This is a genomic window from Aestuariivirga sp., from assembly GCF_047602625.1.
GTDB lineage: Bacteria > Pseudomonadota > Alphaproteobacteria > Rhizobiales > Aestuariivirgaceae > Aestuariivirga.
The window spans coordinates 230,115-254,096 of sequence record NZ_JASGGV010000001.1 but is presented as its reverse complement, the minus strand read 5'-3'; the positions used below and the strand labels follow the sequence as shown (position 1 = coordinate 254,096).

Here is a 23,982-nt window from a genome sequence, read left to right as displayed (position 1 = left end):
TAAGAACCCGATGCGCAACATTGACTTCAGTTCGTGGCAGGGGCTGCTGGTGACGCTGGGCGGGCTGGTGCTGGTCACCGCCATCGGCGTCGGCATCCGCCTCATCATGATGCTCACCATCCAGCAGCGGCGCGAGCGGGCCAACCGGCAGATCAACGAGCGCCTCAAGACGCTAATTGCCGCCTACAAGACGCTGGGCGGCTCCTTCACCGGCAATCTTGCCGTCGATCCCTCGCATCTCCGCGACATCCGGCAGCGCGAGCGCGCGGCGGAGGAGGCCACGGCACTCCCCGCCGAAATCGCCCAAGGCGGTTCCGAACGCGCCCGGCGCATCCGCGATGCGGTGGAGGCGGCGCTCTCCGACATCATCCTGCTGGGCACTGAAGAGCACGTGCGCCTGGCGCGCGATGCGGCGCGTGAACTGGTGGCGGGCCACGCCGTCCACACGCATGATCTTGTGGTGTCTCTGCGCAACTTCATCCGCGAGGCCTTGGACCTCGATCCCATTCCCGCCGGTCTTGAGCTTCCCGCGCAAGGCCCGGCGCGGCAGCCCGCGAGCGGCGGCGGATCGTCCCGCAGCCGCGATCAGGGCGATGGCAGCGGCAAGGGTTCAGGCGCGGGCGCTGGCATGGGAATGGGCATGGGCGCCGGGATGGGTGCGGGGCTTGGCATGGGCGGCCTGGGCGCTGCCACGCTGGATGAAGACGAGGATGCGCATCACCGGTGATCCGCAACAAAGTTCATACCGCGCGTGAAAGCGCTACCGCATCAGCCCCGGCGGGATAGCGCAGCCCGCCGCCGACATCATGGACGGCTCGCCATACGGCCTCCGCCACATCGATTTCCCTGGTCGTCAGCGCAGGTTTTGCGAAGGCTTCAAAGATCGGGGCGGCAAAGCCAGTGTAAGCCTCGGGGATGAGATCAGCAATCGACAGCGCCGTGTTGTGCGCGAAGCTCGTGGTAGGTGCGTGGCCAGGCTCCACAAGTTTGACCCGAATATTAAAGTAGCCGAGCTCATGGGCAAGCGAGCCGGTGAAGCCTTCAACTGCCTGCTTGCTGGCAGTATATGCCGCCGCCAAGGGCATAGGCGCGAGAGTGGCGCTCGACGTGATGTTGATGATTACACCAGACCGGCGCGACCGCATCTGGGGAATGACCGCTTGAGTCATCGCCAACGTCCCGAATGTATTGGTGTCAAAAACTTTGCGGATGTGCGTCATCGGCGTTGCCTCAAAGGCGCCTACAATGCCGATGCCCGCGTTGTTGACCAGCACGTCGATCTGGCCCGCGCGCTCGACAGTTGCCGCGATGCTTTTCTGGTCGGTAACATCCAGCGGCAGCACGCTGAGCGCTTCGGAAGGCGGGAAGGCTTCTCTGCGGGGGTTGCGCATCGTGGCGATGACTTTCCACTGCCGGGCAAGGAAGTAGCGCGCCGTTTCGAGTCCATACCCCGACGAGCAACCGGTGATCAAAATGGTTTTCATCGTTCATCTCCTTCGATTGATGAACTCAGAATAATCACGCCAAGCCGGACTATATATGCTTCTGAATCCGCCAAACGTTTGCTATCGTCCTAAAATGATTGATCCGCTCTCCAGCATTATCGAACTTCTGCGTCCGCAGACTGTCTTCACCAAGGGTATCAGCGGCGCGGGCCGGTGGAGCGTCCGCTATTCCGATTTCGGCCATCCCAGCTTCGCGATCATACTCGAAGGATCGTGCCGCCTGACCGTCGATGGTCAGGATGAGTTCCATTTGCAGGCTGGCGATTTCGTGCTGCTGCCGACAACGCCGGGCTTCACCATGAACGGGGGCGAACCGGCATCGCCAGCCATCAAGCCCACGCCCATCGATGTGTCCGCAGCGGCGCGCGCGCAGGAAGATGTGCGTCACGGAGACCAGCAGGGGCCACCCGAGGTGCGCATCCAGGGCGGTTACTTTGCATTCGGCGGCGATGAACCGGGCGTACTCCTGTCACTCCTCCCGGCGGTCATTCACGTGCGGGGCGAGGAACGGCTTTCGGCGCTGATGCGCCTTGTCGGCAGCGAGGCGGACGATGAAAAATCCGGACGCGATTTTGTGCTCTCCCGCTTGGCCGAACTCATCCTCGTCGAAGCATTGCGGTCGCAGCAAACACTGGCTGCCCCAGCCGGGCTGATGCGCGGGCTAAGCGATCCCCGCCTCGCAGCCGCGCTGAAACTCATGCATAACGATGCCGCGCGGGCATGGACAATGGCGGACCTCGCGAAGGAAGCAGCCCTTTCACGCTCCGTTTTCTTCGAGCGGTTTTCGAGCTACGTCGGCTTGCCTCCCATGGAATATCTGCTCGCCTGGCGGATGGCAGTCGCCAAAGACCTTCTGCGGCGAACCGATCTCGATGTCAGTCAAGTGGCCGAGCGTGTGGGCTATGGTTCGGCAAGCGCCTTCAGCACAGCCTTCAGCCGTCATGTTGGACAGCCGCCAGGGCGCTACGCGCGGAGCAATGCCAGAGGGCGGAACGTGGGCGCTGCGGCTTGACGCACCAGGCCCAACTCCACGCCTTGGGCAGAACTCCTTGGGGCCTTCTTGGCGCGACTGTGCCTCTCATCGATGTGACGGTCGGATCGATCACTGCCGTGCGGCGGCGGGATGGGAATGGGCGGCCTTGGCATCGGCCTCGGCGCTGCGCATGAGGACACCGGCCACGGCCCTGACGTTATACCGTGATCAGACACGCAATCCGTGCTATCCGCCGCCGTCATTGGAATGGACTTGCCTGAACAGGATTACACGATGACCGATCACAGCGACCAGTATGTTTATGACGAGGCAACGGGCGAATGGAAATCGCCTGAGGAAGTGGCCGCAGCAGCGGCGGCGAAATCGCAGGTGCGCGATTCCGTGGGCAATGTCCTCGCCGATGGCGATCAGGTCGTGCTGGTGAAGGATCTCAAGGTCAAGGGCGCGGGCCAGACGCTGAAGCAGGGCACGGTCATCCGGTCGATCCGCCTTACTGATGACCCGGAAGAAATCGATTGCCGCCATGACACCATCAAGGGCCTCGTGCTGCGCGCCGAATTCGTGCGCAAGCGGTAGGACCGACAACGCAATTCTGCCGCCAACTGGTTGGCGGCAGTCACGCGCAATGGCAGATGATGAGAAGGATCAGGCCGCGGCGCGATTTCTGCGCCAGCGCAGGAAGCCCAATGCGCCAATGCCGGTCGCCAGAAGCGGCAGGCCGGCGGGAAGCGGAACTGAACCCACGTCAGGCGGCAGGGCTTCATTGAAACCGATATTGTCGACGAAGAAATCCCATTGGTTGCCGCTTAACGCCAGCAAGGTCACCACTGTGCCCGTGGCCGCAAATCCAATGGTGGTCTTGCCGCCGTCCAGATTGGGCGCGAGCGTAAATGTGGAACTGTTTCCGGCATTGTCGGACAGTTGGTAAGTCACGTCGCTGCCCAGGCCATTGAGGACATCCACGAAGAAATTCGTGATGGAGTGGCTGAATGTGATGGTAAGCGGATTGGACAACTCGGTACCAAAATAAGCGGTGCCATAAACGGATGTTTCATTGGCGGGAAGAAAGGCGGTGTTCGTCAAAATGACGCCGCCGTCAAAGGATGCGGTTACGCCGCCCGCAACGATATCCAGGTGCTGGGGCGAAGGCGTTGCGCTGGCAAAAACATCGGGGCCTACTAACCCCTGATCATCGAAATTGATGATCGTCGCATGGGCAGGTGCAGCCACCAGAACGCCAAAGGCCAAACCCGTCATCAAACGGCGGTAAACCATCTCAGTCTCCCTCGTGACGCCCCCGCGTTAACAATTTGTTAACCAATCAGCAATCACCGCGCGCGTCAATCAAATTTAATTCACGTTTTAATTGAGCGGGGTGGAGATCGCGGGTTTCAGGCACCGGACATCCGGCGGCTACCGCCTCACCCTTGCATAGCGCCGTTCCAGCAGGTTCACGCCAAAGGCAGCGATCAGGCTGACCAGCAGCAGGAACAGCGCTGCCAGCGTATAGGGCTCGTTGTATTTGAAGGTCCGCCCGGCAATGGCGTTGGCGGCGCCGAACAGGTCGATCACCGTGATGGCGGCGAGGAGCGGCGTTTCCTTGAACAGGCCGATGAAGAGATTGCCGAGCGGCGGCAGCATGGGCGGCGCTGCCTGCGGCAGGATCACCCTGGCCCAGATCATCCAGCGCCTAAGGCCCAGGGCCTTCGCCGCATCCCACTGTCCCGCTGCCACCGAATTGATCCCTGCGCGGTAAACCTCGGCCACATAGGAGCCAACATGCAGGCCAAGGCACAGAATACCGGTGGTCAGCGCGTTGAAGCGGATGCCATAGGAAGGTAGCACGTAGAACACGAAATAAAGCTGCACCAGCAGCGGCGTGCAGCGCACGAAGGCGATATAGCCATCACAGAATCTTTTCACGGCGCGTGAGCCGCTGCGCCGCCCGGCCTCCAGCAACCCGCCGACCATCAGCGCAATGGCAAAGCCGCCCAGCGTGGCGATGACGGTAATCTTGAAGCCTTTCCACAATTCGGGCAGCAGGCTCAGCGCGAAATCCCAGTTGAACATCGGCGCTACCGGAACCGGGCGGCGCGCGTTTCGGCGGCGCGCACGGCGAAGGTCAGTGGATAGGCCATGCAGAAATAGATCAGCAGCACCAGCCCCCACACCTCGAAGGTGCGCCCCGTCGTCACCACCATCTGGCGGCCGGAGAAGGTGAGTTCGGTGAGCGTGATGAGCGAGACGAGCGAGGTGGCTTTGATCAGTTCGATCAGCAGGTTGCCGAGCGACGGCAGCATCACCAGCACGGCCTGCGGCACGATGATGAGCCGCATCACCTGAAAGCGCGTGAGGCCCAGCGCGGCGCCGCCTTCATATTGCTTCTCATCGACGGACTGGATGCCCGCCCGCACCACCTCCGCCCCATAGGCCGACATATTGAGGCCAAGCCCCACCACAGCCGTGGTCATCGGCCCCATGGTGATGCCGAACACCGGCAGGATGTAGAAGAGATAGAAAAGCTGCACGAGTGCTGAGGTGCCGCGCAGGATCTCGATATAGACGCGCGCCGCCCCGCTCACCAGCCGGTTGCCGGACATGCGCGCGAAGGCAATCACAAAGGACAAAACAGCGCCCACCACGGCGGTCATCGCCGTGATCTCAAGCGTCACCGCAGCCCCTTTCAGGAGCTGCGGCAGGATTTGCAGAGTGGGCGCGAGGCTACTCCACACGGAGCATCAGGCTTTGCAGAGTTTTTCCGCCGTGTCGGTGGGAAGCGGCAGTTCATCCTTGCCATAGCCATAGGCGCTGATGATCTCGAGCAGCTTGCCGGAGGCCAGCATCTTGGCGATCTCATCATCAAGCACGGCCTTGAGATCGGTGTCGCCCTTGCGCAGGCCCAACGCGCCATAGCCATATTCCGGCACGCCATCGGCGCCGATCACCTGGGTGAAGGGATCGACACGTTCGACCGCCGCATCATTGGCCGTCTTCAGCAGGTCGCCCAGTTCAAGGCCGGGGAAATAGATCACGTCCACGCGGCCCGCCTTCATGCCGGCCAGCGCCTCGGTGGCGTTGGAGAACAGCACCACGCGCTCGCTGGGAATGCCAGCCTTGGAGAGTTCCTCCACCTGCGCCGAGCCGTTCTGCGTGCCGACCAGCGCATCGGATTTGGCGGCATCGGCAAGGCTGTGGAGATTTTTGGGATTTCCTTTCAGCGCCGCGAAGCCATAGCCCGCGCGGGTGACCGGATTGGTGAAGGCAATCGCCTCGCAGCGCGCCGGGCGGATATACATGCCCGCCCCCACAATATCGAAGCGGTTGGCATTGATGCCGGGAATGAGCGCGTTGAATTCCAAAATCTCCGCCTTCATCTCCTTCAGGCCATGCGGCGCTAGCGCCGCAAAGATGATGTCGGGCACCGCGCCCTTCAGCTTGCCGTCCGTGTCCACGAAGCCATAGGGCTTTTCGTTGGCGATGCCCACCGACACGGTGCCAGACGATTTGATGCGGTCAAGCGTCGTATCCGCGAAGGCGAGCGGCGGCAGCAGCGTCGCGCCCGCAAGAGCCATGCCGCCGCGCAAGAACTGGCGGCGCTGAATGTGGAGAATGGTCATTGGAGATTTTCCTTCTGTATGTGTTCCCTCGCAATAATCCTACGATATGAACTTCCAGCAATGCAATATCGAGAGCCCTGCCCGTGGCGAATTAAGCCCTGCACCGCGCCTCTCAACCGGGGCGGGTGCCTCCGCATCCTCACTCCTTTTTTCTATAGCTGGGCTTGACCCGGCCAATCATTCCAAACGGGTTGAAAAGCGTCATTTTTCTGGGGTTCCTCCACAATAATCCTATTATATGACCTTGCCGCATCGCCATATGGAGCACCGCCCGTGACCAACAAAGCCCTGTCAAAAAGCATGATCACCTTTGATGCACCGGCGCTGCAGGGATGGTCCTTCCCCGTTCTTGACGTTGTGGGCAAAATGCCGGGGCCTCGGCTGGCAGTGATCGCGGGCGTGCATGTGAATGAGACCTCGAGCATCGAGGCGGCGATCCGCCTGCAGCGCGGCTTCAACCCGGAAACGCTCAAGGGCCGCGTGTCGATCATGCCGATCGTCAATCTCCCCGCCGTGCCAAATCGCTCGCAATATGTCTGCCCGCTCGACAACAAAAACATCAACTTCTCCTTCCCCGGCCGCGCCGGCGGCACTTTTTCTGAGGCGGTTGCGGATGCCCTGCTCAACTGGGCCGCCGATGCCGATTGCTTCGTCGACATGCATGGCGGCGACCTGTGCGAAAACGTCTCGCATTTCACGGTATGCCAGACGGTGGGCGATGCCGCATTCGACCAGCGCAACATGGAGATCGCGCGCTGTTTCGATGCCGAACTCATCGTCAGGCTCGATCCGTCACATCTCAAAGCGCCGGGGCGGAGTTGCACGGGCCGCGCCACGCGAAAGCAGCACGCGGCGTTTTCCGAAGCGGGCCGCATCGGCCTCATGGAAGAAGCGAATGTCGAATTCCACTATGAGGGCGTGCTGCGCATCGCCAGATATCTGGGCATGATCGAGCAGGCTCCCCCGCCCCGCCGCGCGCCGCAAATCGTCAGCCGCTATCTCTGGCTCGAAGCGCCGCAAAGCGGCTTCTACCGCTATCGCGTGGAAGCGGGCCAGCGCGTGGACAAGGGCTGCGTTCTGGCGATTGCCGAGAATACATATGGCGAAGTGACCGGCGAGGTGACGGCGCCGGAAGCGGGCTACGTTCTGTGGCGTCTCACGCACGCGCTGGTCGAAGGCCAGACGCACATCATGGGGCTGGGCGTGCCGGATTGAATTTTCCCGCCCGGCCCCCTAGAGACGGGCGTGAATAACGGCAAGGGGCCCCCGCGTTGACGGCATCCGATAGTCTTCCGTATGCGGAGCAATTGTCCATCCTGCGCGATGTGGCGCGGGCGGCACTCGATCATTATGATCTGCCGCCGGACTGCACCGTGTCGCTCGTCAATCTGTCGGAAAACGCGACCTACAAGGTGGAAGCGCCGGATGGCCGCCGCTGGGCGCTGCGCGTCCACCGTGATGGCTATCATTCGCGCGCCGCCATCGCCTCGGAGCTCGCATGGCGCGTGGCGCTGCGGAACAGCAGCGTTGTTGCAACGCCCATTCCGGTTGCGGGCCGCGATGGTGATACGATCCAAAATGTCACCCATCCGCGCCTTCTCAGCCCCCGCCACATCGTGCTGTCGCGCTGGGAAACGGGTGCGGAACCGGGGATTGGCGAGGATCTTTCGGGGCCTTTTGAAACGCTGGGCGAAGTCACGGCGCGCATGCACATCCACGCGCTGAAATGGCAAAGGCCGCCATGGTTCACCCGCCTCATCTGGGATTTTAAATCAGCGCTCGGCAGCATGCCGCATTGGGGGCGGTGGCGCGATGGCGTGGGGCTGGACGCAGCCATGGAAAAAATCTTCGCCCGCACCGTGACGGTGATCGGTTGCAGGCTTAATGCCTATGGGAAAGCGCCGGAGCGGTTCGGCCTCATCCATTGCGATTTGCGGCTGGCCAATCTGCTCACCGAAGGCCATGAGGTGAAAGTCATTGACTTCGATGATTGCGGCTTCAGCTGGTATATGTATGACGCCGCCACGCCCGTCTCCTTCTATGAGCATGAGCCGCAGGTTCCGGCTCTGCTCGATGCTTGGAAGGCGGGCTATCGCAAGGTGCTGCCGATCCTGAAGGACGATGAGGCCGAAATCCCGACCTTCATCATGCTGCGGCGGATTCTTCTGGTGGCATGGGTGGCATCCCACATCGAGGCGGAGTTTCCGCGCCAGCTTGGGGCTGGTTTTACAGCGGGCACGATCCCTTTGTGCGAGGACTATCTCAGCCGCTTCGGCTAATGGCAGCGCCTGATCTCATTTTCTCCACACTCCATAACATAATGTTGAAACGGCGTGAGTTTACAATTCCTGCGCGCCGATCAACATAGCAGCATCAGAATTTCCGTTTCGAGGATGCACATATGGTCACGCGCCGCACCGCTCTCGTTTCCCTCAGCCGCATGTCGGCTGCCCTTGCGATGGGAAGCTGTTCACTATTGTCCATACGGGCGGCAAGCGCTGCCGTAACCGTGACGCACACGGATGCGGAATGGCAGGCGCTGCTCACGCCGGATCAATATGAAGTGCTGCGCAAGGAAGGCACGGAACGTCCGTTCACAAGTGCGCTTCTTCACGAAGAGCGCGCCGGAACCTTCGGCTGCGCGGGCTGCCAGCTCGCGCTGTTTTCCTCCAAGACCAAGTTCGACAGCGGCACGGGCTGGCCCAGCTTCTGGGCACCGCTCGAGAATGCGGTGAGCCAGAAGTCCGACAGTTCGTTCGGCATGGAGCGCACGGCGGTGAGTTGCGCCCGCTGCAATGGCCATCTGGGCCATGTCTTCAATGACGGCCCCGCGCCCACGGGACTCCGCTATTGCATGAACGGCATTGCCCTTACCTTCACGCCCGGTGCCGCGTGATCCTGTTTCTCGTCTCCTATCTGGGCGGTGTGTTCACCATCATCAGCCCGTGCATCCTGCCGGTGCTGCCCTTCGTGTTCGCGCGCGCCGACAGGCCATTTCTCAAAAGCGGCCTGCCGCTGCTGCTCGGCATGGCGCTCACCTTTGCAGGTGTCGCCACGCTGGCGGCGGTGGGCGGGGGCTGGGTGGTGCGCGCCAATGAATATGGCCGCTGGGCGGCAATCGTGCTGCTGGCGCTGTTCGGCCTCACGCTGTTGATCCCGCAATTCGCGGAACGTCTCACGCGGCCTCTCGTATCACTGGGATCGCGGCTGTCGCAGGATGCCTCCGATGCAACGGCACAGGGAGGGTCGGTCTGGCCGTCTTTCCTGCTTGGCATTGCCACGGGACTTCTCTGGGCCCCCTGCGCCGGGCCAATCCTCGGCCTCGTATTGACGGGCGCAGCCTTGCAGGGCGCGAGCGCCACCACGTCGCTGCTGCTCTTGGCCTATGCGGCGGGGGCCGCGACGTCACTGGGGCTGGCGCTACTGATCGGCGGGCGCGTGTTCGCGGCGATGAAGCGTTCACTCGGCGCGGGCGAATGGATCAGGCGGGCGCTGGGCGTTGCGGTTCTGGCCGGTGTGGCCGCAATCGCGCTGGGCCTCGATACAAGCTTCCTCACGCGCGTATCGCTCGCCAGCACCGCGTCACTCGAACAGTCCATTCTCGATCTCGCCAAGCCCAAGCCAACATCGTCTGTGCTGATGAGCAATGACCAGATGGCGGGCAGCGGCGCGATGATGATGTCGGCCAAGCCCGCCATGATGGCAAAGCCCGGAGACCTTCCTGTCGAAGGCCAGTTCCCCTCGCTCAATGGCGCTGTCGAGTGGCTCAATTCGCCGCCGCTCACCAATGAGGCGCTCAGGGGCAAGGTGGTGCTGGTCGATTTCTGGACCTATTCCTGCATCAACTGCCTGCGCGCCCTGCCCTATGTCCGCGCCTGGGCCGACAAGTACAAGGATCAGGGCCTTGTGGTGATCGGCGTCCACGCGCCGGAATTCGCCTTCGAGAAGAACATCGGCAATGTGAAGCAGGCCACGCAGGATCTGGGCGTCACATACCCCGTCGCCATCGACAATGACTACGCGATCTGGCGCGCCTTCGGAAACCAGTATTGGCCCGCGCATTACTTCATCGACGCCAAGGGCCAGCTTCGCCACCATCATTTCGGTGAAGGCGAGTATGCGGAATCCGAGCGCGTCATCCAGCAGCTTCTGGCCGAGCGCAACGGAAACGCCATGCCGCAGGATGTCGTGAAGGTGAGCGCATCAGGCGCCGAAGCCCAGGCCGACATGGACAATGTGAAATCGCCCGAAACCTATGTGGGCTATGACCGCGCCGAGAATTTCACCTCGCCCGGCGGCCAGGTGAAGGATGCGGCTGCCAGCTATGCCGCACCTTCGGCTCTCTCCCTGAATGACTGGGGCCTCAGCGGCAACTGGACAGTTAGCTCGGAAAACGCCAGCCTGAACCAGCCCGGCGGCGCCATCGCCTTCCGCTTCCACGCGCGTGACCTGCATCTGGTGCTCGGCCCCTCCGCCGATGGAAAGCCGGTGCGTTTTCAAGTGCTGCTCGATGGCAAGCCGCCCGCCGCCGATCACGGCGCTGATATTGATGCGGACGGCAATGGCGTGATCTCAGGCCAGCGGCTTTACCAGCTTGTCCGCCAGTCCGGTGCCGTCACCGACCATACCTTTGAAATCCGCTTCCTCGATCCCGGCGCGCAAGCCTTCGCCTTTACCTTCGGATAGGAGAAACCCATGACCGCATCATCGCTCCGTATACGGATGTTTTCGGCCTGCGCCGCCGTGGCGCTGGGCGTGTCAGCCCTTGCCTCCCTGCCTTCGGCGCAGGCGGAAGAGGCGGTCAAGATCGCCCCGCCCGCCATGCTGGAACCCGCCGTTGCAGGAGCCAAGCTGGAAAAGGCCGTGCTGGCAGGCGGATGTTTCTGGGGTATGCAGGCGGTATTCCAGCATGTGAAGGGCGTGAAGAACGTGATGTCGGGCTATGCCGGGGGCGCTGCCGATACGGCGCAATATGAAACGGTGAGCGGCGGCGATACCGGCCATGCCGAGTCGGTGGAAATCACCTTCGATCCTTCAGCCGTAAACTATGCCACGCTGCTGCAAATCTATTTCTCGGTGGGGCATAATCCGACCGAGCTGAACTTTCAGGGGCCGGACACCGGCACGCAATACCGCTCGGCCATTTTCCCGATGAGCGATGCGCAGGCCGCCGTCGCTGCCGCTTATATCAAGCAGCTTGATACGGCTTCGGCCTTCCCCGCGCCGATCGTGACGCGCATCGAGCCGGGCAAAACCTTCTATCCGGCTGAAGACTATCATCAGGACTATGCGACGCTCCACCCCGACAGCCCCTATATCGCCATCAACGATCTGCCGAAGGTGGATAATCTCAGCCGCCTGTTCCCCGATCTCTACAGCCCGCGCGCAAGGCTCGTGAAAGACAGCAAGGTCTCAGGCTGAGCGCTGCAAAGTCTCTGCGCTCAGAGGATCACGTCGGTCACGTCAAACTGCGCAACGGAGAATCCGTTGAACATGATCACCCCGCCGCCGAAGGATGTGAGGTCCAGCGCCATGCCGCCCGCCACGTTGTGGGCGTGCCCGTTCAGGGACGCAAAATTGGCAAGGTGAAACGCCTTGAGATTGATGTTGTCCGGGCCATTGGTGAAGTCGGTCACGGTGTCGTTGCCGCCGCCGCTCTGGAAGATGAACTGGTCCACGCCCTGCGAGCCCGTCAGCGTGTCGTCGCCCACGCCGCCGTTCAACCGGTCGTTTCCGGCGCCGCCCAGCAGCGTATCGTCGCCCAGCCCGCCGATCAGCAGGTCATTGCCAATGCCGCCGTCGATGGCGGCGAGCGCCGTTCCGTGGGCGCCCCGATACGTGTCGTTCCCCCCGCCCAGCGTGACATTTCCGTCAATCGTGCCGAAGTTGAAAACGGTGTCGTCGAAGCCTGAGCCTTCAATGGCATCCTTCACGGCGGTGAGCGTTCCCGTATTGCGCACATCAAACGCGGCTGATGCAGCGCCACCATCGATCGCCGCGAGTGCCGCATCTTTCGACGTGATGTGACCGGAATTGACGATATGAGCCGTTGAATTGGCCAGCTCGATGCCGCCACGCCCGGCAATCGATCCCGTGTTGGTGATATCGGCCGCCGTCGAATTCAGAACTTTGATGCCGGAGAACCGCGACCCGGTGATCGAACCGGAGTTGAACACGTCGCCGCCTGACCACGCCTCACACCACAACCCGACGCCACCATTGATTTCACCCGCATTGTTGATCACATTTCCGCTGCCCTGCACGACGACCGCCGCATGGTTCACAGAAGCGTCGATCAGCCCGTTTTGCCCGACGGTCACGACGAAGTTTCCAACATTTCCGGGCCCGGCATAGAATGTCAGCGCATTGGCGTTCAGGCTGACGAGTGAGCCCTGGATGCGCGCCACGCATCCCGTCTGATACTGATCGCTGTCATTCTGCGCGTTCTGGATGCCCGGGTTGTTGTCCACCGAAAGGATCGCAGTGGGCAACAGGAGCGCCTGCTCATTGGCATTCAGATAATACATCGTCGTGCTGTATCCGCCGATCACGGGCATGGATCATCTCCCAGGTTCAAACTGTTGATCAGAACGATAAGAGGCTTTGGCAGAACGGCTACGATAGAGGCTTTGCAGCCGCGCGCAAGCCTGCAAATCCAGGCTAAATTTTACGGAAATAAAGCTGGGTGCTGTTTTCAGCGCGGCCCAACCTTTCCTTTGCGAGTGTCCTGGCAACCCGCAGCGGATCTGTTGTCACCAAAGATGCGCCCCGCGAAATCAGGGAGAAACCGTTGCGCTCCGCGATGGATTTCAGTGTGCCGTGCGTGAAGGCATTGATGTGTTCGAGCGGGTGGACTTTCAGATAGTCGCTGCGGGTTTTGATGTCCGTCACGCCAGTGCAATCGGGCGTTTCCAGCACTAGAATGCCGCCGGGCATCAAGTGCCCCGACAGGGCCGCCAGAATATCCGATGGTTCATCCACATGCTCAAGCACCTCGAACGCCGTGATGGCGTGGTATTGGGGCCCTGCCGCCTCAGGCAGGGACGGCATGATCTTCACGGCGGACGCATCGCGCCTTGCCGGAGCCCGGTCCACGCCCGATGCCTCAAACCCGAAATGCGCGCAGGCTTCGAGGAAATCGCCAAAGCCGCAGCCGAAATCCAGGATGCGCACGGCCTCTCCGGCCGCTCTCACCGGCCGCGTCAGCTTCTCAATGCGCAGCACGTGTTCGACGTGGCGTGCCGCTGCCCCGAAGCGGCGGGGAAAGGCCGGTCCCAGCCTGTCTTCAAACGCGCGGATGGCATCGGTGCTCATCCATTGCGAAAAGCGCCGCTCGTTCCATGCATCGGTGAGAATCCGCCTCTGGAAAACCTGGGAGCAATCGTCGCATCGCACCAGACTCCATGTCGCCTCCTGCAGGAACGGCATGGGATTTTCACCCCAGGGATCGGCAGCCAGAAATCCGGCCAGCGGTTCGTCCGTATACGCGCCACGCGACAGTTCGGTGAGATGCGTCCCCTTGCAGTTGATGCAACATGTCCGTTCAGCAAATTCTGCCTGCAGCACGCGGTCCATCTGTGGCTCCCGGACGAAAGCCAGACACTAGTTTAGGTTAATATCTTAATCTAGGGCTGCAGCCACAAAATTCCGCAACCCGCATTCTCCGCCCTCCGTTAACGCCTTGTCAATTCAGGCGGCGCGCCGGGCAGGACGTTTTGAGAGGTAACCCTAAGGCAATCTCAATAGTTCATGGTCATGGTCGGATATCAATCGGGCGAAACGGGTGCATGAGCACACAGTCGGACAAGGAACTTTTCACGTCGATCGCCAGCCTGCTCGGCTGCGTGGGAACAGGCGCGCCCGCCGCGAAGGAGCCTGAGGCCGCCGCCCCGGAAAAGCCTGCCCCGCGCAGGGCGCGCGCCGCCAAGCTTGCCGCCGAGCCGCGTGATCATTACCAGAGCCTGTTCGACAACGCCGTCTGCGGAATCTACAGGGACAAGCTGGACGGCACGCCAGTGCGCGCCAACCGTGCGCTCTACACCTTCAACGGCTATAACAGCGAGGAAGAACATCTCGCCGCCGTCGTCAGGCATGGCGGCAGCTGGTATGTCGATCCTGACCGGGCGAACTATTTCCGTCACCTCATGGAAACGCAGGGCCATGTGCGCGACCTCGTCTCGGAGGTCTACCGCCACCGCAGCAAGGAGCGCGCCTGGATCACCGAAAATGCCTGGTATGTGCGCAATGCAAACGGCGAGCCGCTTTACATCGAAGGCACCATACAGGATGCCACCGAGCGCGTGCTGGCGCTGGCTGAAGTGGAGCGGCAGGCCAATACGGACATGATCACCGGCGCCGTCAGCCGCACACGGTTTCTGGAAGTGCTGCATGATGCGATGGCGCGCGAAACCGGCACGACCGCTCTTCTCACCGTCGATCTCGACAAGTTCAAGCAGGTGAACGATCTCTTTGGCCACAGCGCGGGCGATCTTGTGCTGCGGATCGCCGCAAAGCGCCTCGCCGCCGCGGCATCAGGATTTCAGGCCACCGTCGCGCGGCTCGGCGGCGACGAGTTCGCCATCGTGCTGGAAAACCTTCCCGGCGGCGCCGATCTGTCCCTCCTGGCGGCAGCGATCGTCGAGAGTCTCCGCCAGCCTATCGAGATCGAGGGCCACAACATGGTGGTGGGCGCGAGCGTCGGCGTGGCCGTTTGCCCCACCCACACCCGCAACGCCAAGGAGCTTCTGAGCTATGCCGACCTGGCGCTCTATGATGTGAAGGAGCGGGGCCGCAATGATTTCTGCCTGTTCAATCCGCAACTGAAGGCCAGATACCAGCGGCGGCAGGACATCGAATCCGAACTCAGGACCGCCCTGTCGGAAAATGCCCTTGAGCTCTATTACCAGCCCATCATCGACGCACAGAGTCATGAGCTTGTCTCGCTGGAAGCGCTGATGCGGTGGAACCATCCGCGCAATGGCAGGGTTAGCCCCGCCGAGTTCATTCCGCTCGCCGAAGAGGCAGGCCTCATGCCACTGCTTGGTGACTGGACGGTGAAGCAGGCGTGCCGGCAGATCGCCTCCTTCCCCGAACACATCAAGATCGCCGTCAACATCTCGCCGTCGCAATTGCGCTCGGCCGGCATCGTCAAATCGGTGCGGGAAGCGCTGGCCGAAGCGGGCATGGCGCCCAGCCGGCTGGTTCTCGAGATGACGGAAACCGCGATCTTCGGCAGCGAGGCCATCGTATCCTCGATCATCCAGGACCTTCTCGGCCTCGGCGTCTCACTGGCCCTCGATGATTTCGGCACCGGCTACAGCTCGCTCAGCTATTTGCAGCGTTATGCGTTTTCGGAGATCAAGATCGACCGGTCCTTCGTCGCAGGCATTGGCAAGAACAGCGCCAATCTGGCGATCATCCGCGGCGTCATCGCAATCGCCCGCGACATGAACATGCATGTGGTGGCGGAAGGCATCGAGGAGCAGGCGCAGGCCGATGCGCTCGCCGCCGAAGGCTGCGACTATCTGCAGGGCTACCTGTTCGGAAAACCCATGCCGCTGGCGGACATCGCAACGGCCATCAATGTCGGCCAGCTGCGGCGGGTGGGTAGCGGCGCCTCCGGTTCACGCGGGGCGCGCGATGGCGAGCGCCTTGACACCGCACCGCGCAGGCTTGGCAGAAATTGATCTGCCGCCAGGCGGGATAGTTATTTTTCCTCGACAAGGATATGCGGCCATTGGGCAGCGAGGCGGCGTGCCCAATTCTGGTATGGCCAGGGGATGCACTCGCCGCTGAAATGCGCCTGAGATGCGCCATCGAGATCGTAAAGATACGCTTTGTCATCCCCTTCGCTCTTGTTGACGATCACGATGCGTCCAATGCGCGAAGGGACGATGCTTCCCTCCATGTTGCTGAACCCGGGCGCCCGCGACTGCCACCACCGCAAATGCCCTGATGCCGCATCAATGCAGCTTCCGCGCCGGGGATTCACCCAGAGCGCGCAAAGCCCCATCGTGGCGAAAACCGCGCCCATCCATTTGGCCACGGGCACAAGCCACGGCGCGCAGTTGCCGGAATCGTCGCAATTGGTATCGGGATCGACCGTGATCCCCGCCCAGAAAAATCCAATCCCCACGAGAAGCATCAACCAGATCCTGAAATCGCTCCGCGCGCTGCGCTCGAAGGAAAAGGAAGATGAGAAATCAGCAGGACTTGTCATGCGGGCAGCATAGAGCCGCAACATTTGTCGACCGGTAAATTTACAAGGAGAGATTGGCGCGCCCTACGGGAGTTCGAACCCGTCTTTACAACGTGAAAGGCTGTCGTCCTAACCGATAGACGAAGGGCGCCCGTGCCCGAAAGCGTGGGTTCTATAGGGGCGTTCGCAAGGCTTGGCAAGCGTTACGCGAGGCGGGCGGCATCCTCGATATGAAGGGCTGGAACATGCGAAGAGCCCCAGTCATCCACCGTCAGTCTTCCTGCGATATGCAGCGGAAAATCGCGCTCGGCCAAGAGCGCCTCGCCCAGCGAAGAGCCCAGCGCGCGAAAGGCGATGGCCTTGATGCGGCGGCCGTCGCTGGCGGCGAGCGTCGCCCGCACATGGTCGCCCCCGGCCCTGTCCGCGAACACCACGCGATGGGCGGGAAAGGCGAACATCGGCGAGGGATTGCCCGCGCCATAAGGCCCCGCCTGCTCCAAAAGTTCGATCAGGTCCAGCGTGGCGCCGCCCGCCGAGAGCGCGCCGTCGATCAGCAGCGAACGGTTGGACGCTGCCTTCACCTGCTCGGCCAGCGCGTCATCGAGAAAGCCGCGCAAATCGCCCAGCCGCTCCATGGCGACCGTCAGCCCCGCCGCCATGGCATGGCCGCCGCCTTTTTCGATCAGCCCCGCCTCGAACGCCGCGCGCACCGCCGCCCCCAGATCGACGCCGGAGATCGAGCGCCCGGAGCCCGCCGCCACGGCAGCGCCCTTCGCCTGCGCCAGCACGAAGGCGGGCAGCGCGAAACGCTCTTTCAATCTTGCCGCCGCCAGCCCGACCACGCCGGGATGCCAGCCCTCGCCCGCAACGACCAGCACCGCGGCGCGGCCCTCGCGGCCCATCGCCGCCTCGGCCTGCCGGTGCGCGGCATCGACGACGGCGAGTTCGATCTCCTGGCGCTCGCGGTTCAGCCGCTCAAGCTGTTCGGCCAGCCCATAGGCCTCGCCCTTGTCCCTGGTGATGAGAAGGTTAAGCGCCAGCTTCGCATGGCCGATGCGCCCTGCCGCATTGAGCCTCGGCCCCAGCACGAAGCCCAGCGCGTAAGGATCGGGCTTGCGCTTCAGCCGCGCCACATCGGAGAGCGCCGACAATCCCACATTTTCGCGCCGCCCCATGATCTTGAGGCCTTGCGTGACATAGGCGCGGTTCAAACCCTTCAGCGGCACCACATCGCAGACGGTGGCGAGCGCCACCAGTTCCAGCCATTGCAGCATGTTGGGTTCGGCCCGCGCCTCGCCATACCAGCCGCGCGCCCGCAGCAGCTTGTTGATGGTGGCGATGAGGATCATCGTCACGCCGGCAGCACAGAGATAGCCGAAGCCTGACACATCATCCTGCCGGTTGGGATTGATGACGGCGAAAGCTTGCGGCAGCGTGGCGCTGGCCTGATGATGGTCGACGATCACCGTTTCAAGCCCCAGTTCCGCCGCATGGGCCAGCGGATCATGCGCCATCACCCCGCAATCAAGGGTCACCAGAAGGGACGACCCCTGATCCTTCAGTGTACGGACGGCTTCGGCGGAAGGGCCATAGCCTTCGGTGATGCGGTCGGGGATGTGCACCTTCGCATCGCTTCCCACGGCGCGCAGGAACAGCAGCAGGATGGCGGCGGAGGAGACGCCGTCCACATCATAGTCGGAGATGACGCCGATCCGCTCGCCCGCCATCACCGCATCGGCGATGCGGCCCGCACCCTTCTCCATGTCGCGGAGGGCGGAGGGCTGCGGCATCAGTCTTCTGAGCGTGGGGTTCAGGAAGGCTTCGGCCTCCTCGATCCCCACACCCCGCGCCGCCAGCACGCGGCCCAGCATGTCGGGCAATTCATGGCGCTGCGAAATCGCCTCGGCGAGGCGCTGGTCCTTCAGCCGCGCCTCCCAGCGCCTGCCGGTGAGGGAGCGTTCGACGTTGAGGAAGGCCGTCACGGCATTCTCCTTCTCCCCTTGCGGGAGAAGGTGCCCCGCAGGGGCGGATGAGGGGTCGCTCCGGCGTCTGCCACCCCCTCATCCGGCGCTTCGCGCCACCTTCCCCCGCGCGGGGGGAAGGATGAAACAAGATAGGTCACAGCCGTTCGATGCGGATCATGCGGGGATGCGAGGCCACGTGGCCGTCGGCCTCGATGCGGCCGAGGGCGGCGCGCATGGCGGTTTCCACCGTGTCATGGGTAATTAAAATGAACGACGCCGTGGCGCGCCGCGAATCCTTCTCAAGCCCCCGCTGCACGATCGATTCAATGGAGATCGATTCATCGGCGAGGATGCGCGCGATGGCCGCCACCGCGCCCGGGCGGTCATGCAGTTGCAGCGCCACGTAGAAGCCGCCCTCATGCGCCTTTTTCGGCGCGGCCACATAGGGCTTCAGATCCCTGGCCGGAACGCCGAAGGCCGGCCGATGGTTGCCGCGCGCGATGTCCACGATGTCGGAGAGAACGGCAGAGGCCGTGGGATGCGCGCCAGCCCCCCGGCCTTCCAGCATCAGGTCGCCCACGAAATCGCCTTTCACCACCACGGCGTTGAACACGCCATCGGTATCGGAAACGGGCGAGCCCTTGGGCACCAGAGTCGGCTGCACGCGCTGCTCGATCCCCTCCTCGCGGAGAACCGCCACGCCCAGCAGCTTGATCTTGTAGCCAAGCTCCGAGGCATTGCGGATATCGTCGAGGGTGATCGCCTCAATGCCTTCGATGGAAATCTCCTTCAGATTCACCTCCGAGCCGAAGGCCAGCGCCGTCAGCACCGCCAGCTTGTGGGCGGTGTCGAAGCCGCCCACGTCGAAGGTGGGGTCGGCCTCGGCATAGCCCAATGCCTGTGCCTCCTTCAGCACATCGGCGAAGCTCCGGCCCTCGTTCGCCATCTTGGTGAGGATGTAATTGCAGGTGCCGTTCATGATGCCGAACAGCTTGTTCACGCGGTTGCCCGCCAGCCCCTCGCGCAGCGTCTTGATGATGGGGATGCCACCCGCCACCGCCGCCTCGAAGTTGAGCGAAACACCCTTCGCCTCCGCCGCCCGCGCCAGCGCCGCGCCATGGTGGGCCAGCAGCGCCTTGTTGGCGGTGATCACCGGTTTGCCCGCAGCGATCGCCGCCTCGACGGCGGCTTTCGCCGGGTCGCCCTCGCCCCCCATCAGTTCCACGAACACGTCGATCTCCGGCGATCTGGCCAGCGCCACAGGGTCTTCAAACCAGGCGAGGCGGGAGACATCGACGGCGCGTTTTTTCGAGCGGTTGCGGGCGCTTATGGCCGTCACTTCAATCTTTTTGCCAGCCCGCGCCGCCACCAGCGCGCCGTGGCTGCCGAGAATGTCCAGCACCCCGCCGCCCACGGTGCCCAACCCCGCAATTCCCAACCGCAGCCCGTCCGCCATCGTCCCCTCCCAGAATGGCGCTCCTTATGGCGGGAAGCGGCGGGCAAGGCAAGGAAGGGGCGGAGCGAGCTTGCGCTCAAGTATATTTCTTACTATGTTTGATCGATTATAACGGGTAAGATCATGACCGCCACAGCCAAGCTTTCCAGCAAGTTCCAGATTTCCATCCCCAAAGAGGTGCGCGAGGCTGAGGGCTGGCAGGCGGGCCAGCGCTTCATGTTCATCCCCAAGGGGCGCGGCGTGCTGGTCATGCCCGTGCCCGAGGCATCCGACCTGGCCGGAAGCGCCAAGGGCGCCGACGCTTCCAACTACCGCGACCGTACCGACCGCGTCTGATGCGGCTCATTGATACGTCGATCTGGATCGAATGGCTCACCGGGTCTACGCTGGGCCAGCAGTTCCATGGCGATTTTCAATCGCCCGCCACCCTCATCGTGCCGTCGCTGGTGCAGTATGAGCTTTACAAATGGAGCCTGCGTGAGCGCGGTGAAGCGGACGCCGAACGCCTGCTCGCCTTCACGATGACCGGCCTCGTGACGCCGCTCGATACCACCATCGCCATCCGCGCGGCCGAAGAATCGCGCCAGCACGGCCTTCACGCCACCGACGCCATCATCTACGCCACCGCGCTGGTGACCAATGCCGAGTTTCACACCTCGGACGCGCATTTCACGTCTGTGCCGGGGGTGAGGTATCACGCCAAACAGTGATGTTTTCCTTCTCCTTTGCGGGAGAAGGCGTGTGCCGACATCTTTGATCTTTTTCACCCCAACTCTCACCTGTCACTCCGGCGGTAAGCCGGAGCCCAGACTTGGCCACTGGCGTTCTGGTTGGAAGTCTGGTTCCCGACTTTCCGCCGGGATGACAGATGGGAAGGGCGGAAATCTCTCCTTGACATTTCCTGATTTTATTCCTATGCCTCTTCCCGTTCCGCCCCATATGGGGTCCTGCTCATGACGGTGAGCCTGGATGGGGTGGAATGGCAGGCTCGCGGGTGAAGGATAACGTGTCCTTCACTCCCGGGGGCGGCCGGAGAACCCCGGGGATAATAACGATCCCCGTGCCGCAAGGCAGCTAGGCAGTCCCAGGCGGACAGAGCCGAAGCGTTCTCCGATACCGCGAAGAAGTCCTGCCGGAGGCGGGCGCTGCAAGGCGCACCACCGCTGGTCCCAAAAGGACCAGCACACACGCGCCGGGCAGCGCCCGCGCCGTCCCTTGCCGTCTTCACTGGCGGGCAGGGATTTTCCGGGGAGGCAAATGCCCGCTCCCGCAAAGGATGAGCCATGCCCGTTTCCCCTCTTCCACTTTCCCGTTTCCCCTCAGGCCGGTTCGCCCCTAAACTGCCCGCAAGCCACCGCAAGAGATGGGCATGAGCGACCAGACCAAACCACCGGCAACCGATTTCAGGCTCGCGGACCCCGTGCAGTTCGCGCAGAACATGGCGCGGGTGTTCGAGCACGCCGCCACCATCGCGCGCATCGTCGCTGACCGGCCCGATCTGGCGCGCAAGGAAGCCGATACGCAGATCACCCCCATGGAGCAGGTGAGCAAGACGCTCTCGGCGGTCGCGCAATCCTACATGGCCGATCCGCAGAAGCTCATGGATGCGCAGATGCGGCTGTGGAACGGCTATGGCCAGCTCTGGCAGAACGCATGGTCGCGCGCCTTCGGGCAGATCATGCCGCCAGTAGCCCAGCCTGCCCGCAACGACAAGCGCTTCAAGGACAAGGACTGGCAGGAGAACAGCGTCTTCGACTGGCTGAAGCAGGCCTATCTCATCACCGCCAACTGGGCGCAGGAGATGGTGGCCAATGCCGATGGCATAGACGAGCACACGCGGCAGAAGGCGCGCTTCTATGTGGAACAAATCGCCAATGCGCTCTCGCCATCCAATTTCGCCGTCACCAATCCGGAGGTTCTGCGCACCACGCTCGCCACCAATGGCGCCAATCTGATCGAGGGCCTCAAGCATCTCGAGGAAGATCTGCAGACGCCCGACGGGCGGCTGCGCATCAAGCAGACCGACATGAAGGCCTTCGAGATCGGCCGCAACATCGCCACCACGCCGGGCAAGGTCGTGTTCCGCAACGAGACCTTCGAGCTGATCCAGTATGCTCCGTCCACGGATAAAACCTTCGCCTATCCGCTGGTCATCTTCCCGCCGTGGATCAACAAGTTCTATATCCTCGACCTCAACCCGAAAAAATCCTTCGTCAAATGGGCGGTGGACCAGGGCCTCACGGTGTTCGTCGTCTCATGGGTCAATGCGGACGAGGCGCAGGGCCGCAAGAGCTTCTCCGACTACATGCGCGAAGGCTTCCTCACCGCCATCCAGGCGGCGCAGGATGCGACGGGTGCGGAAAAGGTGAACGTCATCGGCTATTGCATCGGCGGTACGCTCACCGCCGCCTCGCTCGGCTACATGGCGGCACAGAACGACACCCGCGTCAGTTCAGCCACCTTCTTCACCACCCAGGTCGATTTCGAAAAGGCGGGCGATCTTCTCGTCTATGTCGATGAGGAGCAGGTGAAATGGATCGAGGACCGCATGTCGGACAAGGGCTATCTGCCCGGCACGCGCATGGCGGATGCCTTTAACCTGCTGCGCTCCAACGATCTGATCTGGTCCTATGTCGTCAACAACTACATGCTCGGCAAGGAGCCGATGCCCTTCGACCTGCTCTTCTGGAACGCCGATTCCACCCGCATGCCGGCGGGGGTCCATTCCTTCTACCTGCGCGAATGCTATCTCGCGAACAAGCTGTCGCAGGGCCGCATGGTGCTCGACAATGTGCGGATCGACCTCAAGAAGGTGAAGCTGCCGGTCTATAATCTTGCCGCGCGGGAGGATCACATCGCGCCGCTCAAATCCGTCTTCCGGGTCGGCCAGTTCATGGGCGGCGAGACGCGGCTGGTGGTTTCGGGCTCTGGCCATATCGCGGGGGTTGTAAATCCGCCGGACGCCAACAAATACCAGTACTGGACGAATGACGCGCCCGCCGCGAGCGTCGAGGATTGGCTGAAGGGCGCCACCGAGCATCCGGGCTCGTGGTGGCCGGACTGGCTCGCCTGGATCGCGCCAAAATCCGGCCCCATGGTCACCGCCCCCGTTCCGGGCGAAGGCAAGCTCAAGGCGATCGAGGATGCGCCGGGCTCCTATGTGCGCACCCGCGGCGAGTAGGCGATCACGTTTTTGCGATCATCCGTGGCATCCCGTGACTGGAAATCCGCAAATGCCTCCCCATATCAGGATCAAGGATACGGAGTGCCGCTGAACAGACCGGCACTCCGGCGGGTCTGCAGAACCGTCCCTCCCCCTGTATGGCGCAGACCCTCAAAAAGGGCCCGGATTGCCCCTCCGGGCCCTATCCTTTTGGGGGGCTATTTCTGCATCCCCAGCATCAGGCCGCGCACCAGGCCCTTCTGCACCAGCAGGATGAAGACGAAACAGGGAATGAGCGTCGCCGTCGCCATCGCCGCCAGCGGCCCCCACCCGCCCATCGCGAGAATGCTCAACTGCACCGGCAGGGTGCGGAACGAGACGGTGAGGAACAGCGCCATCAGGAATTCCGCCCAGGAGAAAATGAAGCAGAGGATCGCCGTCGCCGCCACGCCGCCCTTCACCATGGGCAGCACGATCTTCCACAGCGTTCCGATGCCGCCTGCCCCGTCCAGCTTCGCAGCGTCATCGATCTCGGTCGGCACATCGTCGAAGAAGGATTTCATCATCAGCACCGCTACGGGGAGATTAAGCAGCGCATGCATCAGCATAACCACCAGCCTCGTATCGAACAGGCCGGTCTGATGCGCGAGTTGCACCACCGGCACGATCAGCGCGATGGGCGGCAGGAAGCGGAACAGCAGGATCGACGCCAGCATCTTTGCCTTGTGGCGCGAGGCATAGCGGGACAGGCCAAAGGCGGCGGGAATGCCAGTCATCAACGAGATCAACGTCGCCCCGCAAGCGATCAGCAGGGAATCGCGGAAGGCGCTGGCCGCGTTCATCTGGTCCGGCCCCACGGCCGGCAGCAGCATGGCATAGTTGCCGAGCGTCGGCGTGAAGGCCCAGACCTCATGGTCCTTGTTGAAAATATCCGCCGGGATCTTGAACGACGTCAGCGCCCACCAGAGGAGCGGAAACATGAACAGCGCCACTACGGCCACCGCCAGCACATCGCGCAGGCGGGCAAGCAAAAGGGCCGCCCGGAAGCGGCCCTGTGCAAAATCGTAAGACTGCACGTCCGGAAG

General features: G+C 62.6%; 23 protein-coding genes and 1 tRNA gene. 12 read left to right on the top strand and 12 right to left on the bottom strand.

Annotated elements, in window-relative coordinates; translation table 11 throughout:
* The first annotated feature begins 10 nt into the window (after positions 1-10).
* Positions 11-727 carry a hypothetical protein gene (locus tag QM694_RS01270; protein ID WP_415005139.1) on the top strand — a complete coding sequence of 239 codons (717 nt, stop codon included), beginning with the start codon at positions 11-13 and terminating at the stop codon, positions 725-727.
* A 13-nt stretch (positions 728-740) separates the two neighbouring features.
* Here the strand turns inward: QM694_RS01270 and QM694_RS01265 are convergent, their stop codons facing one another.
* Positions 741-1,484, bottom strand: a complete 744-nt coding sequence (locus QM694_RS01265; RefSeq protein ID WP_415005138.1) for an SDR family oxidoreductase — start codon at positions 1,482-1,484, stop codon at positions 741-743.
* A gap of 94 nt (positions 1,485-1,578) precedes the next feature.
* Between QM694_RS01265 and QM694_RS01260 the strand changes: the two genes are divergently transcribed.
* Complete coding sequence (locus QM694_RS01260) at positions 1,579-2,517, top strand: cupin domain-containing protein (protein WP_415005137.1); 939 nt, start codon at positions 1,579-1,581, stop codon at positions 2,515-2,517.
* Positions 2,518-2,772: 255 nt separating this feature from the next.
* Entirely contained in the window at positions 2,773-3,075 is a 303-nt protein-coding gene (locus tag QM694_RS01255) for an alkylphosphonate utilization protein (protein WP_415005136.1), read from the top strand.
* A 69-nt stretch (positions 3,076-3,144) separates the two neighbouring features.
* Here QM694_RS01255 and QM694_RS01250 read toward each other — a convergent pair whose 3' ends face one another.
* The 4 genes from QM694_RS01250 to ehuB all read right to left on the bottom strand — a co-directional run bounded on the left by QM694_RS01250 (position 3,145) and on the right by ehuB (position 6,116).
* Positions 3,145-3,774 carry a VPLPA-CTERM sorting domain-containing protein gene (locus tag QM694_RS01250; RefSeq protein ID WP_415005135.1) on the bottom strand — a complete coding sequence of 210 codons (630 nt, stop codon included), beginning with the start codon at positions 3,772-3,774 and terminating at the stop codon, positions 3,145-3,147.
* A 138-nt stretch (positions 3,775-3,912) separates the two neighbouring features.
* Positions 3,913-4,569: an ectoine/hydroxyectoine ABC transporter permease subunit EhuD gene (ehuD, locus tag QM694_RS01245; RefSeq protein WP_415005134.1), complete on the bottom strand. Its 657-nt coding sequence runs from the start codon at positions 4,567-4,569 to the stop codon at positions 3,913-3,915.
* Between the two features lie 5 nt (positions 4,570-4,574).
* Positions 4,575-5,231, bottom strand: coding sequence for an ectoine/hydroxyectoine ABC transporter permease subunit EhuC (gene ehuC, locus QM694_RS01240; protein ID WP_415005133.1), 657 nt, complete (start codon positions 5,229-5,231; stop codon positions 4,575-4,577).
* Between the two features lie 6 nt (positions 5,232-5,237).
* On the bottom strand, positions 5,238-6,116 hold the full coding sequence (gene ehuB / locus QM694_RS01235; RefSeq protein WP_415005132.1) for an ectoine/hydroxyectoine ABC transporter substrate-binding protein EhuB: 879 nt from the start codon (positions 6,114-6,116) through the stop codon (positions 5,238-5,240).
* A 273-nt stretch (positions 6,117-6,389) separates the two neighbouring features.
* Here ehuB and QM694_RS01230 point away from each other — a divergent pair, with 273 nt between their 5' ends.
* The 5 genes from QM694_RS01230 to msrA all read left to right on the top strand — a co-directional run bounded on the left by QM694_RS01230 (position 6,390) and on the right by msrA (position 11,537).
* Positions 6,390-7,331, top strand: coding sequence for a succinylglutamate desuccinylase/aspartoacylase family protein (locus tag QM694_RS01230; RefSeq protein WP_415005131.1), 942 nt, complete (start codon positions 6,390-6,392; stop codon positions 7,329-7,331).
* A gap of 56 nt (positions 7,332-7,387) precedes the next feature.
* A complete protein-coding gene (locus QM694_RS01225; protein ID WP_415005130.1) occupies positions 7,388-8,395 on the top strand; it encodes a phosphotransferase enzyme family protein in 1,008 nt (335 codons plus the stop codon).
* Positions 8,396-8,574: 179 nt separating this feature from the next.
* A complete protein-coding gene (gene msrB, locus QM694_RS01220) occupies positions 8,575-9,012 on the top strand; it encodes a peptide-methionine (R)-S-oxide reductase MsrB (RefSeq protein WP_415005751.1) in 438 nt (145 codons plus the stop codon).
* Entirely contained in the window at positions 9,009-10,802 is a 1,794-nt protein-coding gene (locus QM694_RS01215; protein ID WP_415005129.1) for a cytochrome c biogenesis protein DipZ, read from the top strand. The genes msrB and QM694_RS01215 overlap by 4 nt, the downstream gene beginning before the upstream one ends.
* A gap of 9 nt (positions 10,803-10,811) precedes the next feature.
* Positions 10,812-11,537: a peptide-methionine (S)-S-oxide reductase MsrA gene (msrA, locus tag QM694_RS01210; protein ID WP_415005128.1), complete on the top strand. Its 726-nt coding sequence runs from the start codon at positions 10,812-10,814 to the stop codon at positions 11,535-11,537.
* A gap of 20 nt (positions 11,538-11,557) precedes the next feature.
* Here msrA and QM694_RS01205 read toward each other — a convergent pair whose 3' ends face one another.
* Positions 11,558-12,673, bottom strand: coding sequence for a calcium-binding protein (locus QM694_RS01205; protein WP_415005127.1), 1,116 nt, complete (start codon positions 12,671-12,673; stop codon positions 11,558-11,560).
* A 103-nt stretch (positions 12,674-12,776) separates the two neighbouring features.
* Positions 12,777-13,691 (bottom strand): class I SAM-dependent methyltransferase, encoded by a 915-nt coding sequence (locus QM694_RS01200; protein WP_415005126.1) that lies wholly within the window; start codon positions 13,689-13,691, stop codon positions 12,777-12,779.
* A 212-nt stretch (positions 13,692-13,903) separates the two neighbouring features.
* On the opposite strand from QM694_RS01200, the gene QM694_RS01195 reads away from it, so the two are divergent.
* Positions 13,904-15,802 (top strand): putative bifunctional diguanylate cyclase/phosphodiesterase, encoded by a 1,899-nt coding sequence (locus tag QM694_RS01195; protein WP_415005125.1) that lies wholly within the window; start codon positions 13,904-13,906, stop codon positions 15,800-15,802.
* Between the two features lie 20 nt (positions 15,803-15,822).
* Here QM694_RS01195 and QM694_RS01190 read toward each other — a convergent pair whose 3' ends face one another.
* The 4 genes from QM694_RS01190 to QM694_RS01175 all read right to left on the bottom strand — a co-directional run bounded on the left by QM694_RS01190 (position 15,823) and on the right by QM694_RS01175 (position 19,734).
* Positions 15,823-16,335 carry a hypothetical protein gene (locus QM694_RS01190; RefSeq protein WP_415005124.1) on the bottom strand — a complete coding sequence of 171 codons (513 nt, stop codon included), beginning with the start codon at positions 16,333-16,335 and terminating at the stop codon, positions 15,823-15,825.
* 54 nt (positions 16,336-16,389) lie between these two features.
* Positions 16,390-16,465 (bottom strand) — tRNA-Glu (locus QM694_RS01185).
* Between the two features lie 52 nt (positions 16,466-16,517).
* A complete protein-coding gene (gene recJ / locus QM694_RS01180) occupies positions 16,518-18,296 on the bottom strand; it encodes a single-stranded-DNA-specific exonuclease RecJ (RefSeq protein WP_415005123.1) in 1,779 nt (592 codons plus the stop codon).
* A gap of 136 nt (positions 18,297-18,432) precedes the next feature.
* Positions 18,433-19,734: a homoserine dehydrogenase gene (locus QM694_RS01175; protein ID WP_415005122.1), complete on the bottom strand. Its 1,302-nt coding sequence runs from the start codon at positions 19,732-19,734 to the stop codon at positions 18,433-18,435.
* Between the two features lie 123 nt (positions 19,735-19,857).
* Here QM694_RS01175 and QM694_RS01170 point away from each other — a divergent pair, with 123 nt between their 5' ends.
* The 3 genes from QM694_RS01170 (at position 19,858) to QM694_RS01160 (ending at position 22,915) form a co-directional block, all read left to right on the top strand.
* Positions 19,858-20,070: an AbrB/MazE/SpoVT family DNA-binding domain-containing protein gene (locus QM694_RS01170; protein WP_415005121.1), complete on the top strand. Its 213-nt coding sequence runs from the start codon at positions 19,858-19,860 to the stop codon at positions 20,068-20,070.
* Positions 20,070-20,444, top strand: coding sequence for a type II toxin-antitoxin system VapC family toxin (locus QM694_RS01165; RefSeq protein WP_415005120.1), 375 nt, complete (start codon positions 20,070-20,072; stop codon positions 20,442-20,444). The genes QM694_RS01170 and QM694_RS01165 overlap by 1 nt, the downstream gene beginning before the upstream one ends.
* Positions 20,445-21,103: 659 nt before the next feature.
* Positions 21,104-22,915 (top strand): PHA/PHB synthase family protein, encoded by a 1,812-nt coding sequence (locus QM694_RS01160; protein WP_415005119.1) that lies wholly within the window; start codon positions 21,104-21,106, stop codon positions 22,913-22,915.
* Between the two features lie 200 nt (positions 22,916-23,115).
* Here QM694_RS01160 and QM694_RS01155 read toward each other — a convergent pair whose 3' ends face one another.
* A complete protein-coding gene (locus tag QM694_RS01155; RefSeq protein WP_415005118.1) occupies positions 23,116-23,973 on the bottom strand; it encodes a carbohydrate ABC transporter permease in 858 nt (285 codons plus the stop codon).
* Positions 23,974-23,982 lie beyond the last annotated feature (9 nt).